This is a genomic window from Proteiniphilum sp. LBM24028 (assembly GCF_056629195.1).
In genome coordinates this window covers 2,563,545-2,579,338 of the sequence record NZ_CM152817.1, presented here as the reverse complement: position 1 = coordinate 2,579,338, position 15,794 = coordinate 2,563,545, and the positions used below count along the sequence as shown (strand labels likewise).

At 47.8% G+C, this 15,794-nt stretch carries 9 protein-coding genes and 1 tRNA gene; 4 read left to right on the top strand and 6 right to left on the bottom strand.

Translation table 11 applies throughout. The features are described from left to right. Positions 1–61 precede the first annotated feature (61 nt). Positions 62–133: transfer RNA gene (locus tag AC1HCU_RS10380), tRNA-Glu, on the top strand. Between the two features lie 52 nt (positions 134–185). Here the strand turns inward: AC1HCU_RS10380 and AC1HCU_RS10375 are convergent. The 4 genes from AC1HCU_RS10375 to AC1HCU_RS10360 form a co-directional block, all read right to left on the bottom strand. Then, complete coding sequence (locus tag AC1HCU_RS10375) at positions 186–911, bottom strand: YebC/PmpR family DNA-binding transcriptional regulator (protein ID WP_480365740.1); 726 nt, start codon at positions 909–911, stop codon at positions 186–188. Positions 912–1,019: 108 nt separating this feature from the next. Next, positions 1,020–3,482, bottom strand: a complete 2,463-nt coding sequence (gene pheT / locus AC1HCU_RS10370; protein ID WP_480365739.1) for a phenylalanine--tRNA ligase subunit beta — start codon at positions 3,480–3,482, stop codon at positions 1,020–1,022. A 280-nt stretch (positions 3,483–3,762) separates the two neighbouring features. Beyond that, positions 3,763–5,025, bottom strand: coding sequence for a phosphoglycerate kinase (locus tag AC1HCU_RS10365; protein ID WP_480365737.1), 1,263 nt, complete (start codon positions 5,023–5,025; stop codon positions 3,763–3,765). A gap of 88 nt (positions 5,026–5,113) precedes the next feature. Continuing rightward, positions 5,114–5,536 carry an OsmC family protein gene (locus AC1HCU_RS10360; RefSeq protein ID WP_480365735.1) on the bottom strand — a complete coding sequence of 141 codons (423 nt, stop codon included), beginning with the start codon at positions 5,534–5,536 and terminating at the stop codon, positions 5,114–5,116. Between the two features lie 216 nt (positions 5,537–5,752). Between AC1HCU_RS10360 and AC1HCU_RS10355 the strand changes: the two genes are divergently transcribed. Together AC1HCU_RS10355 and AC1HCU_RS10350 are read left to right on the top strand one after the other, a co-directional pair. Beyond that, complete coding sequence (locus AC1HCU_RS10355) at positions 5,753–6,790, top strand: asparaginase (protein WP_480365734.1); 1,038 nt, start codon at positions 5,753–5,755, stop codon at positions 6,788–6,790. 121 nt (positions 6,791–6,911) lie between these two features. Beyond that, positions 6,912–8,711, top strand: coding sequence for a glycoside hydrolase family 15 protein (locus AC1HCU_RS10350; RefSeq protein ID WP_480365732.1), 1,800 nt, complete (start codon positions 6,912–6,914; stop codon positions 8,709–8,711). On the opposite strand, the gene AC1HCU_RS10345 is transcribed toward AC1HCU_RS10350, so the two are convergent. Continuing rightward, complete coding sequence (locus AC1HCU_RS10345; protein ID WP_480365729.1) at positions 8,691–9,791, bottom strand: mechanosensitive ion channel family protein; 1,101 nt, start codon at positions 9,789–9,791, stop codon at positions 8,691–8,693. The genes AC1HCU_RS10350 and AC1HCU_RS10345 overlap by 21 nt on opposite strands. 6 nt (positions 9,792–9,797) lie before the next feature. Then, positions 9,798–11,969, bottom strand: a complete 2,172-nt coding sequence (locus tag AC1HCU_RS10340) for a bifunctional alpha,alpha-trehalose-phosphate synthase (UDP-forming)/trehalose-phosphatase (RefSeq protein ID WP_480365726.1) — start codon at positions 11,967–11,969, stop codon at positions 9,798–9,800. 235 nt (positions 11,970–12,204) lie between these two features. On the opposite strand from AC1HCU_RS10340, the gene nifJ reads away from it, so the two are divergent. Continuing rightward, positions 12,205–15,789 carry a pyruvate:ferredoxin (flavodoxin) oxidoreductase gene (gene nifJ / locus AC1HCU_RS10335; RefSeq protein ID WP_480365723.1) on the top strand — a complete coding sequence of 1,195 codons (3,585 nt, stop codon included), beginning with the start codon at positions 12,205–12,207 and terminating at the stop codon, positions 15,787–15,789. The last annotated feature ends 5 nt before the right edge of the window (positions 15,790–15,794 follow it).

Here is a 15,794-nt window from a genome sequence, read left to right as displayed (position 1 = left end):
AATGGCTTGTTTGGATACAACGGTTTCACTTTTTCCGTAATTTTGTACCATCCAATCAGAAGGCGCATTCTTCTAACGGTTAGGAAAATTGTTTCTCAGGCAATGAATAGCGGTTCGATTCCGCTATGCGCTACAAAAAAAGCGAGACTTATGTGCCTCGCTTTCATTTTTAACAGGAAGGGCGATTATTCTTCATTCCCTTCGTCCATATTGTGAAACACATTCTGCACGTCTTCGTCCTCTTCAAACTTCTCAAGAAGCTTCTCAATCTGGGCTCGTTGTTCCTCATTAAGGGTTTTGGTATCGTTTGGTATACGTTCAAATTCAGCAGAATGAATCTCAAAGCCATTCTCCTCAAGGTAGGACTGAATGTCGGCATATGATTTGAAATCACCGTAGAGCAGGATCTCACCTTCATCCGGAATCACTTCATCTACTCCGTAATCAATCAGCTCCAGCTCGAGATCTTCGAGTGAGACACCCTCTTTATCCGCTATTTTGAAGACACATTTGTGATCAAACAAAAACTCAAGGCTTCCTGAAGTACCCAGCGAACCGCCATGTTTGTTGAAATAGCTGCGCACGTTGGCCACGGTGCGTGTGGGATTGTCTGTGGCCGTCTCCACCACAATGGCAATGCCGAACGGTCCATAACCTTCGTAGACCATCTCCTTATAGTCTGACACATCCTTGTCTGTCGCTTTCTTGATGGCACGCTCCACGTTCTCTTTGGGCATGTTCTCCTTTTTTGCCTGCTGTTCCAGCACGCGCAACCGTGGGTTGGTGGAAGGGTCGGGACCCCCTTCACGCGCGGCAATGGTGATCTGTTTTCCCAGTTTGGTGAATACGCGGGCCATATTGCCCCATCGTTTCAGCTTGGTTGCTTTTCTATATTCAAATGCTCTTCCCATATTTTTATGAATCTGATCTGAAGTCTTTATGCAAGGCTTTACAGAGCTGTTTTAAGTTTCTAATTATTTGCCTCATCAAATCCACTATCGGCACATAGTCCAATCAATCTATCTCAACTGTGCCCCAATCTCTTTTTCCAGGTTTTGCCTGATCTTCTGCATCACGGCATCAATCTGCTTGTCGTTTAGTGTCTTCTCTTCGTCCTGGAGCAGGAAGTTGACCGCGTAGGACTTCTTTCCCTCAGGCAGGTTCTTCCCTTCATACACATCGAAGAGGGTTATCTCCTTCAGTAATTTCTTTTCGGACCGCAAGGCAATCTGTTCTATTTGTGCGAAGGTGATCTCTTTACCGATCAGCAATGCAAGGTCCCTGCTTACTGCCGGGAATCTGCTTATTTCGGAGAACCGAACCGACTGTTTCTCCGTTTCCTTCATTAGTGCATCCCAGTTCATCTCTGCAAAGTAGACCTCAGTATCAATATCGAAGAGATGACTTATTTTAGGGGAGACGATACCGAAGCTGCCGATGGCCTGTTTGGCGATACGGACGGTCATTCCGGTGGAGAAAAACTCATTTTGTAACTGTTCAAACTGCAATCTGTCCCTGTCGGCCCCCAGTCTTTTAAGGATGTTTAGCAAATGTGCTTTCAGTTCAAAGACGGTACTTTGTTCTTCGACCTTTGCCCAGTTCTTGTGGGTGAGCTTTCCGCATATCCACAATCCGATGCGTGTCTCCTCAGTATATTCCGCAAGAATTTCATCTTCTCTTTTTTTGTCCGCATTGAAGCGGTAGCAGTTCCCGAATTCGTAAAAACGCAGATCGCCATGCTTGCGGTTGCGGTTATAGGCAATGCTTTCGAGCCCGCCAAAGAGCAGTGTCTGACGCATCACGCCCAGGTCGTTGCTCAAAGGATTCAACAGCGACACACAGTGCGCTGCAGGATAGCTTGTCAGCCCTTCGTAATATGATTTTTTTGTGAGAGAGTTGTTCATGATCTCACCAAAGCCGTTTGCTGAAAGCTGTTCAGAGATGAGTGTCTGCAGTTTGTGCTTGCGGTCGGTAGGCGTCTGGTAGGAGAGGTTGGCCCGCAGTGTATCGCTGATCTCAATGTTGTTGTATCCGTAGATGCGCAGAATATCTTCAATCACATCCACGTCGCGGGTCACATCCACGCGATAAGTAGGGATACGCAGCGTAAGCTCTTCCTCATTTTCGTGTGTGATGGTAATCTCCAGACTGTGCAGAATATTTTTTATAGTTTCTCTGGGGATGGCTTTCCCGATCAACGCATCTGTTTTCTTGTACGAGAGTGTCACCTCCTGCTGTGCTACCGGTTCGGGATAAATGTCGCGTATCTCTCCCTCAATTTCGCCGCCTGCAAGCTCTTTCACCAGCAATGCGGCCCGTTTCAGGACATATACCGTATTGTTGGGATCGGCGCCGCGCTCAAAACGGAAGGAGGAGTCGGTGTTCAGCCCGTGTCTGCGGGCGGTCTTTCGTACCCAGGTAGGGTTGAAATAAGCTGATTCCAGAAAAAGATCTCTGGTCTCTTCGGTTACACCCGAGTCGAGGCCGCCGAATACACCGGCAATACACATTCCCTCTTCGGCGTTGCAGATCATCAGATCTCGTCCGCTTAACGTCCTCCCCTGCCCGTCGAGTGTGACGAACTTTGTCCCTTCGGTCAGCGTGCGTACTACCACTTCATTTCCCTTGATATAAGCTGCATCGAACGCATGCATGGGATGCCCGGTCTCGTGCAGCACGAAGTTGGTGATGTCCACAATGTTGTTGATGGGGCGCAGGCCGATAAGCAGCAGTTTGTTTTTCAACCAGTCGGGACTCTCCTTCACGGTAACACCCCTGATGGTGAGTCCTGAGTAGCGGGGGCAGGCTTCCCGGTTTTCAACCACTACTTCTATGCCCCCTTCTTTCTTGTCGGTGGCAAATGCATCGACCGATGGCCTGGTAAGCCTGCCTTTTTTCCCTGCCTGCTGAAGCCATGCTGCCAGGTCGCGCGCCACGCCATAGTGAGAGGCGGCGTCCACCCTGTTGGGGGTGATGTCCACCTCAAACACATAGTCGCTCTTCACATTGTAATACTCTTTTGCGGGCATGCCCACCGGCGCATCGTGGGGAAGCACAATGATGCCATCGTGTGAGGTACCTATACCTATTTCATCTTCGGCGCAGATCATACCCAGCGACTCCTCGCCCCGTATCTTTGAACGTTTTATTGTAAATTCCCCGTCACCGGCATAGAGCTTGGTACCCACAGTAGCTACTACCACCTTCTGCCCGGCTGTTACGTTGGGAGCGCCGCATACAATTCTCAACGGTTCACTGCTGCCGCCAATGTTTACGGTGGTCAGATGCAGGTGGTCGGAGTTGGGATGGTCCACACAGGTAAGTACCTCCCCGATGACCAAACCTTCGAGTCCTCCTTTGATGGTTTGAATTTCCTCCACGCCCCCTGTTTCCAGTCCAATGGAGGTGAGGACATCTGCAGTTTCCTGCGGTGATAAATCAAATTGCAGATACTCTTTGAGCCAGTTGTACGAAATATTCATTGTTATAAGATTGAATCTGAATGGATCAGACAGAACCGAACCCGGCGGAATTGGCCAAAAAGGCTTTGAAACGTGAAAACCAATTTCAGACAATCTTTGAACCTGTGAAAAGTCCGGTTTCCTGCAGACGATGCTGTTCTGTTTGAAATTGAGGCCAAAATTACAAAAAAATGCTGAGAATACGCAGGAACCGGCTATTGAATTTCTAAGAATAAAAGAAGGGCGGTTTCAAACCAATGAACCGCCCCAGCATTATTGTATGTCTTTATTTACTTCGGAGTTAATATCCCCTGATCGCTTTTACGCCCGGGAGTATCTTTCCTTCAATCATTTCGAGGAGCGCACCGCCACCGGTGGACACGTATGATACCTTGTCTGCATGCCCGAACTTGTTCACGCAGGCTACAGAGTCGCCGCCGCCCACGAGGGAGAAGGCCCCTTTCCGGGTAGCTTCCACAATCGCATCGGATACGGCCCTGGAGCCATCGGCAAAATTATCGAATTCAAACACACCTACGGGTCCGTTCCATAGAATAGTCTTTGAGTTTTTGATCACTTCGGTGAATGCTTTTTCAGACTCGGGACCGATGTCGAGACCTTCCCATCCGTCGGGTATCTCATTCACGGAAGCAAAACCGGTGTTGGCATCATTGCTGAAACTGTCGGCGATCTTGGCATCTGTTGCCAGTACCAGGTTTACACCTTTCTCTTTGGCCATCTCCACAATTTCTTTTGCCAGATCGAGCTTGTCGTCTTCCACGATAGAATTGCCTATTTTACCGCCAAATGCTTTGGCAAAAGTGTAGGTCATCCCGCCTGCAAGGATCAGATTATCTACCTTGTCGAGGAGGTTCTGGATGATCTCAATTTTGGTGGAAACCTTTGATCCTCCCATGATGGCGGTGAATGGACGTTCTGTCTCTTTCATCACCTTTTCTACGGCGGTAATCTCATTCTGCAGCAGATAGCCGAAAAGCTTGCTGTCGGCATCGAAATAATCGGCAATCAGCGCAGTAGATGCATGAGCCCGGTGGGCGGTTCCGAAGGCGTCATTCACATATACATCGGCATAGGAAGCCAGTTTTTTGGTGAATTCCTTTTGTGAGTCCTTCACCGCCTTCTTTGCGGCGGCCGTCTCCTCGGCCGAAGCGTCTTCTGCCAGGTTGCGGGGCTTACCCTCTTCCTCGGCGTAAAAACGGAGGTTCTCAAGCAGCAGGGCTTCACCCGGACGCAAGGCGGCAGCTTTTGCTTCCGTTTCTTCACCGATGCAGTCGCTCGCAAATTGGACATCCACCCCCAAAAGTTCGGATATACGGGGCAAAATATGGTTAAGTGAAAATTTATCGGTCGGTCCTTTTGGCCGGCCCAGGTGTGATCCGATGATAAGACTTCCTCCATCTTTCAGTATCTTTTTCAATGTAGGGATGGCTGCACGGATGCGCGTATCGTCCGTAATGTTAAAGTTTTCATCAAGTGGAACATTGAAGTCCACACGCACGAATGCCTTTTTACCGGCAAAATTAAACGAGTCCATTGTTTGCATAGTTCAGTAAATTTTATGAAGTATAATCCGAAATAGTTTGCAAAGGTAGGAAAATATATGGAAATTTTTCCGTAATGACCCCTGAAAATTATTCGTTCCGGATGACTACTTCGTAAGTTACAGGGACTGCTTTTTTGTACATGGCCAGTACGCCGCAATAGGTATCGAACGACATTTTACAGGCTCTCTCCAGCTTCTCCCTTGGAAGTTCGTCTCCTCCAAATTCGTAGATTACATGGAGGGAAGTATACTGTTTGGGGTGCTCTTCGGCCACCTCGGCATTGATGCGAACATCAAACTTCTTCAGATCGATGCGCATTTTACGTGCCATGGTCACGATGTCGAGTCCCGTACATCCGGCTGCTGCCACCAACAGCAGTTTTTTTGGTCCAGGGCCTGCATTGTCACCTCCCGATGCTGCGGGGATGTCTATGGTGACGGTATGGCCGTCGATCTCAGTATCAAAAATATTGTTCTCTCTCCAGTTACTCAAAATAGAATGTGTTGCCATAAAGAAATAATTTAATTGGAATACACCGAAAATTACTGAATTATTTCAGTTAATCAGTTAAACAATTCACTTCCTGTTTGGTTCGTATCCGCTCTATTCCGGCCAATAAGTATAAAAATGCAACTTGTTTTGATTGTTATGAGCCTGTGTTTGAAAAATAATATCAAAAAGATATGCCGTTATTTACAAAGTGTTATATTTGCAAAAAAAGAAAATATGATTGATTACAATGCGAAGGTTTTACTGATATATACCGGCGGAACAATCGGAATGGTGGAGAACATGGAAACGGGCGCACTGGAACCTTTTAATTTTAGCCATCTTCGCTCCAATATACCCGAAATAAAGCGACTGAATTTTCAGGTGGATACCCATCTCTTTGAACCGCCGATCGATTCATCGGATATGTCGCCTGCCATATGGCAGCAGATTGGCAGAGTGATTGAAGACAATTACAACGATTACGACGGGTTTGTGATTCTGCATGGTACCGATACCATGGCTTACACAGCTTCAGCACTGGGGCTGATGCTGGAGAACCTTACCAAGCCGGTGATCCTTACCGGATCTCAACTCCCTGTGGGGAAGCTGCGTACCGACGGAAAGGAAAATCTGATCACAGCGCTTGAGATCGCGGCCGACAAGGATGAAGCAGGCCTTCCTGTTGTCCCTGAACTCTGCATTTATATGCAGAATCTGTTGATGCGCGGGAATCGTACCACCAAGGTAAATGCCGACAACTTCAGTGCCTTTGCCAGTCCCAACTATCCCTACCTGGCCGAGGCAGGGTTGAATATACGGTACAATGAAAAGTTTATTCTGACACCCGACTATAGCAAACCTGTCCGCTTCAATTATGCAATGGATCCTCATGTCGTGGTATTGAAATTATTTCCCGGTATCTCCTTTGAGGCAGTGAGCGCGAATCTGGATATTCCCGGCCTGCGTGGCATGATTTTGGAAACCTACGGTACCGGCAATTCGCCCAGCATCCCCTGGTTCATCAACCTGTTGAGGGAAGCAATAGATCGTGGAATCGTGATGACGAACGTCACGCAATGTCTTTACGGGAACGTGGAGATGCACCGTTACGGGAACGGACAGCAACTGGAAAAGCTGGGTGTGACAAGTGGCTATGACATTACAACCGAAGCTGCACTGGTCAAGCTGATGTTACTCTTCGGCAAATATAAATTACCGGCTGAAGTAAGGCGCCTCATGCAGGTTTCTCTCCGTGGCGAAATGACTGTTTAACGAATTTTGTTTCGTGTAATGCGACGAAATCATCCGAAGGTTTTATCTTTGCCTTTATCGTTGAAAAAAACCGGGGATTTCATGCAGGAAGAGCAGTGAGACATCCCGTAAAGAGAATCAAATGAATAATCTGGACTACGGAATAATCGGTAACTGCCGCACGGCAGCGCTGGTCTCAAAAAAGGGAAGCATTGACTGGCTTTGTCTGCCCGACTTCGATTCCCCCTCAGTTTTTGCAAAGCTTCTGGACGAAGAGAAGGGGGGGAGTTTTCATTTTGAAGTATCGGACGATTATCGCATTACCCAAAACTACCACGGCCATACCAACATTCTCCTCACGCGGTTTGAGTCACCTGAGCATGGCTTCATTGTCTTCGATTATATGCCCCGATACAGAACTGAAGAACTCCGGTATTACATGCCTCCCGAGATACATCGTTACATTCGTGTAATAAAGGGCCGCCCTAAGCTGAAGGTAATATATGATCCGCAGATCAATTATGCCCGCGGGGGGGCACACCACGAAATTGTCGGTAGCGGTTACATTAAAACCTATTCGGAAGAAAATTCGGAGGATAAGATTTATCTCTATACCAGCATGGATATGGAGAAGGTCATAAACAGGGAAGAGATGGAACTCGACGATCATCAGTTTTTTCTTTTGTCGTATAACCAGAAGCTGGTGACCATAGACATCCAGCGGATTCTGCTCGAATATGAACGCACCAAGGTGTACTGGCTTAACTTTACAAATCGCTCCCGGCATTATCTGCAGTATAACGATATGATTCAGCGAAGCCTTCTTGTACTGAAACTGCTATCCTATCAAAATTCAGGAGCCATGCTCGCGGCAGTAACTACCAGTCTCCCCGAAACTATCGGGGAAACACGCAACTGGGATTACCGCTATTGTTGGCTACGTGACGCTTCCATGTCGATTGACACATTGCTGTTCATGAAGCAGAAAACCGCAGCAGAGCGTTTCATCGGCTTTGTGAAGCGCATCCTGAAGTCGTCGCGCGAGGAGCCCATCCAGATTATGTATGGCATACGGGGAGAGAGGGACCTCACCGAAGAGGTGCTTTCTCATTTAAGCGGCTACGCCAACTCCCATCCTGTGAGAATAGGCAACGCGGCATATTATCAGGTGCAGAATGATTCCATCGGCTACCTGCTGGATATCATATACAAATATTATCTTTATTTTCCAGGCACGCTCGACGAGGTGGAGGAGATCTGGGAGATTATCAAAAATCTGGTACGTGCCGTACTGGCTTCGTGGCAGAATCCAGACAGAAGCATCTGGGAATACCGTACCCGGGAAAAGCATTTTGTTTTTTCAAAGGTGATGAGCTGGGTGGCGGTCGACAGGGCATCCCTGATCGCGGAGCTCCTGCAAAGAGATTATTATGCCGAAAAATGGCGCAATGAAGCGGCCATGATCAAGGCTGAAGTACACGAGAAAGGCTGGAATGAAGAAATGCAGTGTTTCACACAGGCATATGACAATACCGATTACGACTCGTCGTTGCTGCTGATGCAGTTTTACGATTTTATAGAGCCTGAAAACGAGCGGTATGTGAAAACGGTGAAGGCTATCAAGGAGAATCTTTACCACAATGGACTGATGTACCGGTATAAGGCGGAAGATGACTTCGGAATACCCACTTCTTCCTTTACTATTTGTACATTCTGGCTCATAGAGGCGCTGTTTATGATTGGCGAGCAGGAGGAGGCGAAAGAGATTTTTGAGAAGATGATCTCATATTCAAACCATGTGGGGTTATATAGTGAAGATCTCGACTTCGAAACCAAAAGACAACTGGGTAACTTTCCCCAGGCCTACTCCCATCTGGCATTTATCAATACGGCAGTGCTCTTTTCGGAGGAGAAACAACTGTCAAAATTTATTCGTCCCTGATGTTTGTCCCGCATCGCTGGTGGGTGCATCTCCATGTATCCTGGCAAATGAGCCGGGATAATTTGTGTTGATAAAGTCGATCAGTTTCTCCCGGACCTCAACCCGTAGATCCCAGTTACTGGATGAATTTGAACTGCTGACCAGTACCCTGAGTACTTTATACCACTCTTTGCTGTCGGTCACCTGTATGTTTTGCACCCTCCCGTCCCAGTTTGAATTATCAGCCACCAAACGGGACAGTTCCTGTCGAAGAGGATCCACCGGCAGGTCGTAGGAGACATACAGCATGGCAGTACCCAGAATGTTGGAAGAGTTGCGTGTCCAGTTTTGGATGGGGTTGTTCAGAAAATAATCGATCGGCACTATCAGACGCCGCTCATCCCATATCTTTACTACGGCATAGGTAATATTGATCTCCTCAATTCTTCCCCATTCCCCATCGATGACAACCACATCGTCCAGCCGGATGGGCTGTGTGAAAGCAATCTGGATGCCGGAGAAGATCTGTCCGAAGCTTCGCTGTGCCGCAAAACCGAGGATGATTCCCGCCACCCCGGCAGAAGCCAGCAGACTCACGCCCAGTTGCCGGACCGATTCAATGGTCATCAGGGCTATTGAGATAAAGATAAACGCCACGGTAATTACGGCAATCCTTTCAATCATACTGATCTGCGTCAGCCTTTTTCTGGCTTCCAGGTTGTCGGGGTTCTGAATATCGAATTTTCTCTGCCAGAAGTGAAACAACGCCCGCACGATTTGTATAATGAGCCACCCGATGGTGAGGATAAGCAGGATGCGGCTTGCCTGTTCAAAAAGAGAAAACGACCGCTCATCTTCTTTCAGGTACGCACTGAAAACGTGCAACAACAACGCAAAAACGACCCAGATGGCCGATCCTCTGATGATGCGGATGATGAAGTCGTCCACCAGGCTTTTGCTTTTGCGGGCACGCCGGCTCCATCGTTTGAGTACGAGGTTAAGAGTCATTGTCATTGTAATGAAAAGTACGATGAAGAGTAATGTAATAAAAACATAATAGAGATAAGTGCCCGGTGAGGCTATTGTATTGATAAAATTCATGAAATGTTATTTTTTGATGAGGTTCGACAGGAAGGGGATCACCGATGATTGTAACGGAATACGATACTTGGCAACCGGAGAGAAGTTTCCTACTTTTATGCTTATCCCCTCAGGCGGCAACACACGGAACATATCTTCGTCGGTGGTGTCATCCCCTATTGCCATGACAAAGTCGTAAGGCCGTTGTTCCAGCCTGCGTAACGTTTCGCTGCCCTTGTTGAAATCGGGCGGTTTGATCTCCACTATTTTATTGCCGGGCACAATCTGCAGATTTAACCGTGTACAGGGTCCGATAAGTGCATTGATCAGCTGCTGGGCACGTAGCTCGGCCAGCCACACGTCCACCTTGCGGTAGTGCCATACCAGTGAAGCATCCTTTTGCTCCAGATAGGAACGTGGTGTCTTGTCAATGGTGTGCTGAATAATCTCAATGATCTCATCGTCCCACACTACCTCTTCGTGCAGATTTTTTTGCCATTTCCCGTTCTCCTTGTAAAATATACCATGTTCGGCTGCAAAATCAAGATTGAGTCCTTCGAACCACTTGTCGAGTATCTGATGATTCCTTCCGCTGTTAATCACCACTTTGTTCTTCTCGTCACCGATCATACTTTGCAACATCTCCAGCAATCTTTCCGAGGGAACCGCATTTTCCGGATTTTCGACGAAAGGAGAAAGTGTACCGTCATAATCAAGCAGGAGAAGACGTGATGAGGCTTCATCATAAGCACTCTTTATTTGGTTAAGTTGTCTTTTACCGACTATCTTCTGTAGTATATCCTTGTTTTGGGCCTTGATGGACTGTAACTCAATGACAAAATCGTTTGCCCATTTTTTCACATTGTCCCTGGAAATCTTCTTCTGCATCTTCTGCAGCCGCTTGTTTTTCTCCTCACTCGTCATTGTCAGTGCCTGCAAAATCGCATTTTCAATCTGATCAGTATCGTTGGGATTGATGATGATGGCATCCTGCAATTCAATTGCCGCACCTGCCATCTCGCTGAGAATAAGCACGCCCGGCTCATTGCATTTGGAGGCAAGATATTCTTTGGCGACAAGGTTCATGCCATCCCGCAGGGGAGTTACCAGGGCAATATCGGAGATGTCATACATGGCTATCAGCTCTTCGAAGGTAAAGCTGCGGTAAAAGTAAAAAATGGGTGTCCATCCCAGTCTGGAATATTTACCGTTTATTTCTCCGATCGACTGATCAATTTTGGTTTTCAGGTCGGCATAGATATCCACGCTGTCCCGCGAAGGAACCACAATCATGGCCAGCGACACCTTCTCGTGATACTCCTGATGATTTTGTAAGAATTGGGCAAAGCCAGTCAGGCGATGCAGAATACCCTTGCTGTAATCCAGACGGTCCACAGAGAGGATTACTGTCTTGTCGCCCAGCTTGTTTTTCAGCATGTCTGCTTTCTTCTTCACTTCAGGCAATGTGGGTGCGTTGTGGTAAAGCTCATAGTTAATACCCATGGGAAAGGCGTCCACATGCACAATTCTCTCCTGCAGGGTAACTTCGTCGAGCGTACAGTTCAGGTCGAGTACCCTGTAGATGGCGCTGATAAAATGACGCATGTAGTCATGTGTGTGAAAGCCTATCAGGTCGGCCCCCAGAAGACCTTCCAACACTTCCTCCCTCTCTGGTAATACCCTGAATAACTCATATGAAGGAAAAGGAATATGGTGAAAGTAACCAATGCTTGCATTTGGTTTTTCTTTCCGGAGCATCCCCGGTAATAACATCAGCTGATAATCCTGTACCCACACAATGTCATCGTCTCCTATAAATGAAAGTGCCTCACTACAGAACAATGCATTTACCTGCCTGTAGGCCTCCCAGTAGTCTGCTCTGTACTCTATGAAGGAGAAGAAATAATGGCAGAGAGGCCATATTGTACTGTTGCTGTATCCCTCGTAATAATTCTCGATTTGTTCGGCCGACAAGAAAACAGGATGAAAGTTGAGTGTATGTAAACTGTCGGTTATCTCTTCTTTTTCCTTTTCATCTTCTGTATAGATGCCTGGCCAGCCAATCCAGTATTTTTCAGCCTCTGTTTCCAGAGAACCAAGTCCGGTTGCCAATCCTCCTTCGCTTCTTTCTATTGAAAACTGTTCGTCCCTTCTTTCTATCCTGACGGGAAGTCTGTTTGCGATGATAATGATTTTCATATGATGGTTATAAACGTGAAAGCAACGCGCATTGCCTCTTCTATAACGTCATGCTTGAGTGAAAAGATCATTTTTTAAATATATTTTATATATCTTCTGTTATCTTTTGTCTCTTGTGAACAAAAAGATATGATCGTTTGTTGTTTCTACTTTTTTGTTGTAATTTCGTGGCTCAAACCTTTATTATTTAGTAATTTATTAACTAAAATTTCAATCTTTTAGTAATTACATAATTATGACCAAAAAAAAGAATTACTTAACCTGCGACGGTAATCAGGCAGCTGCTCATATCGCCTATATGTTCAGTGAAGTGGCTGCTATTTACCCGATCACACCATCTTCCACCATGGCTGAATATGTGGACGAATGGGCGGCTGCCGGAAGGAAAAATATTTTCGGGCAGCCTGTATTAGTGCAGGAAATGCAGTCGGAGGCGGGTGCTGCCGGAGCAATGCATGGATCATTGCAGGCAGGTGCACTCACTTCTACTTTTACTGCTTCGCAGGGGTTGTTGCTGATGCTTCCCAACATGTACAAGATGGCAGGAGAACTGCTGCCGGGTGTATTTCATGTATCGGCACGCGCACTTGCTTCTCATGCCTTGTCTATCTTTGGTGACCAACAGGATGTCATGGCTGCCCGGCCGACCGGATTCGCACTCTTTGCTACCGGTTCGGTGCAGGAAGTGATGGATCTTGCCGCTATAGCCCATCTTGCCGCGATTGAGAGCCGCGTTCCCTTTCTTCATTTCTTCGACGGATTCCGCACATCACACGAGATTCAGAAGATTGAAGTACTGTCGAACGACGACCTGGCACCGCTGATCAACCAGGAGGCGCTGAAAGCCTTCCGCGAAAGGGCGTTGAGTCCCGATGCCCCTGTTACCCGCGGAACAGCACAGAATGATGATATTTATTTCCAGGCGCGCGAGGCTTCTAACCCGTTTTACGAGGCTGTGCCCGATATCGTGGAAAAATACCTGCAGAAGCTGGCGGTAGTGACTGGCCGCAAATACGGATTATTCGACTATTATGGCGATCCTGAGGCAGAGAGGGTAATCATCGCCATGGGTTCAGTCACCGAAACCATTCGCGAGGTGGTGGATCATCTGACCGCGCAGGGTGAGAAAGTAGGCGTGGTAGCCGTACACCTCTATCGTCCCTTCAAGGCGTCGGCTTTTCTTTCCGCCATGCCTGCCACGGCCAAACGTGTTGCCGTGCTCGACAGGACCAAAGAACCTGGAGCAACCGGCCAGCCACTTTATCTCGATGTGAAGGACTGCTATTATGGCAAGGAGGAAGCTCCTGAAATAGTAGGAGGTATCTATGGTCTCTCTTCAAAAGATACAACGCCATCACAAATTATATCCGTCTTTGACAATCTGTCGATGAGGATGCCGAAGAACGACTTTACTATTGGCATTGTAGACGATGTGACGTTCAAATCACTTCCGGTAAAGGAAGAGGTCTCCATGGACGAAACAACCTATGAAGCCAAATTTTACGGTCTTGGTTCCGATGGTACCGTGGGAGCCAATAAAAACTCCATCAAGATCATCGGTGACAACACTGATAAATATGTGCAGGCTTACTTTGCCTATGACTCCAAGAAATCGGGAGGATTCACCTGTTCACACCTTCGCTTTGGCGACAACGCCATCCGTTCGACCTACCTGGTGAACACGCCCAACTTTGTGGCATGTCATGTGCCGGCCTATCTATATCTTTACGATGTGACTGCCGGACTGAAAAAGAATGGAACCTTCCTGCTCAATTCACTGTGGTCAAAGGAGGAGGTAGCCAATCATCTTCCCGATCATGTAAAACGTTATTTTGCTGAAAACAGCATCAGGTTCTATATCATCAATGCTACCGCCATTGCGGAAGAAATTGGGTTGGGCAATCGTACCAACACCATCCTGCAATCGGCTTTCTTCAAGATTTCCAACGTAATCCCTTACGACCTGGCTGTAGAGCAGATGAAGAAATTCATTGTGAAGTCCTATGGTAAAAAAGGGGAGGAAGTGGTAAAAATGAACAATGCAGCCGTCGACCGCGGCGGTGAGGTGGAGCAGGTTGAAGTCCCCGCGGAGTGGGCTACTCTTCAGGTTGCCGCCGACACATCAGATGATGCTCCTGAGTTCATTCAGAAAGTAGTAAAACCGATCCTCGCCCAGGGAGGTTACAGTCTTCCTGTATCTGCTTTCAGCGGTCGCGAGGATGGTACCTGGGAAACGGGAACCACTACCTACGAGAAAAGAGGGGTTGCCGTGAACGTACCTGTCTGGCATCCCGAAAACTGCATCCAGTGTAACCAGTGTGCCTACGTTTGTCCCCACGCCACCATCCGTCCTTTTGTACTCGATGAGGAGGAAGTGAAAGGTGTGGGTGAAGGGGTAGAAATACTGAAAGCTCAGGGGAAACAGTTTGCCGGTATGGGCTTCCGTATTCAGGTAGATGTGCTCGACTGTCTTGGTTGTGGCAATTGCGCCGACGTATGCCCGGGTAAAAAAGGAGTGAATGCGCTTGAGATGGTGCCCATCGCCACACAGCTCGATAACCAGCAGAACTGGGATTATATGGTGAAGAATATTTCAAGTAAGGCACACCTGGTGGATGTGAAGATGAATGTAAAGAACTCACAGTTTGCCACGCCGCTCTTTGAATTCTCCGGAGCCTGTTCGGGTTGTGGAGAAACACCCTATATTAAGTTGATTACCCAGTTGTATGGCGACCGGATGATGATTGCCAATGCCACCGGATGCTCATCTATCTATGGCGCTTCGGCACCTGCCACGCCATACACCAAAAATGAAGAAGGCAAAGGTCCGGCATGGGCTAACTCGCTGTTTGAAGACAATGCCGAGTTTGGATACGGATTTGTGATTGCCAATACCAGCATGCGTAATCATCTACAGGAACTGATGCAACAGGGTTTGCAGTCCGATGCTTTTTCCGATGAGCAGAAAGCACTCTTTCAGCAATGGATCAATCATAAGGAAGATGCCGAAGAATCGAAACGCATATCCGAACAAATTGTATCCACTTTGAGCGGTTCCGGTCACAGGATAGCCCTCGAGATTCTTTCCATGGAGAAATATCTTGCCAAGAAATCGATTTGGGTATTCGGCGGAGACGGATGGGCATATGACATTGGCTTTGGCGGACTCGATCATGTGCTGGCAAGCGGACAGGATATCAATGTGTTGGTGTTAGATACCGAGGTCTACTCCAATACGGGTGGGCAATCCTCCAAATCAACACCCATTGCTGCAGTGGCCAAATTTGCAGCTGCCGGAAAACGCATCCGCAAAAAGGACCTGGGTATGATTGCCGCTACCTACGGATACGTGTATGTGGCACAGGTCGCCATGGGTGCAAACCAGGGGCACTACCTCAAAGCATTAAAAGAGGCAGAATCATATCAGGGCCCGTCGCTCATTATCGCCTACTCGCCCTGCATCAGCCATGGCTTGAAGAGAGGTATGGGTACCGCACAGGCGGAGCAGAAGGAAGCCGTTGAATGTGGTTACTGGCACCTCTGGCGTTATGATCCCCGACTGGAAGCCGAAGGCAGGAATCCGTTCCAGCTCGACAGCAAAGAACCGGACTGGAGTAAATTCAAAGATTTCCTGCTGGGAGAAGTACGTTATACGCAACTCATCAAATCATTCCCGAAACAGGCAGACGAGCTCTTTGAAGCTGCCAGGGAAAGTGCACAATGGCGTTACCGTTCATACCAGCGGATGGCCAATGCAAGCTTTGGCGACGGTTCTGCCGCCACGGAAACCTCCGCAGTTGCCGCCGGTGAAGAGAACTGAAAAAA

Excerpts from the sequence above, each read along its gene's own strand:
- AC1HCU_RS10375 (WP_480365740.1), bottom strand. The coding sequence starts at position 911 with ATGGGAAGAGCATTTGAATATAGAAAAGCAACCAAGCTGAAACGATGG.
- pheT (WP_480365739.1), bottom strand. The coding sequence starts at position 3,482 with ATGAATATTTCGTACAACTGGCTCAAAGAGTATCTGCAATTTGATTTA.
- AC1HCU_RS10365 (WP_480365737.1), bottom strand. The coding sequence starts at position 5,025 with ATGCAAACAATGGACTCGTTTAATTTTGCCGGTAAAAAGGCATTCGTG.
- AC1HCU_RS10360 (WP_480365735.1), bottom strand. The coding sequence starts at position 5,536 with ATGGCAACACATTCTATTTTGAGTAACTGGAGAGAGAACAATATTTTT.
- AC1HCU_RS10355 (WP_480365734.1), top strand. The coding sequence starts at position 5,753 with ATGATTGATTACAATGCGAAGGTTTTACTGATATATACCGGCGGAACA.
- AC1HCU_RS10350 (WP_480365732.1), top strand. The coding sequence starts at position 6,912 with ATGAATAATCTGGACTACGGAATAATCGGTAACTGCCGCACGGCAGCG.
- AC1HCU_RS10345 (WP_480365729.1), bottom strand. The coding sequence starts at position 9,791 with ATGAATTTTATCAATACAATAGCCTCACCGGGCACTTATCTCTATTAT.
- AC1HCU_RS10340 (WP_480365726.1), bottom strand. The coding sequence starts at position 11,969 with ATGAAAATCATTATCATCGCAAACAGACTTCCCGTCAGGATAGAAAGA.
- nifJ (WP_480365723.1), top strand. The coding sequence starts at position 12,205 with ATGACCAAAAAAAAGAATTACTTAACCTGCGACGGTAATCAGGCAGCT.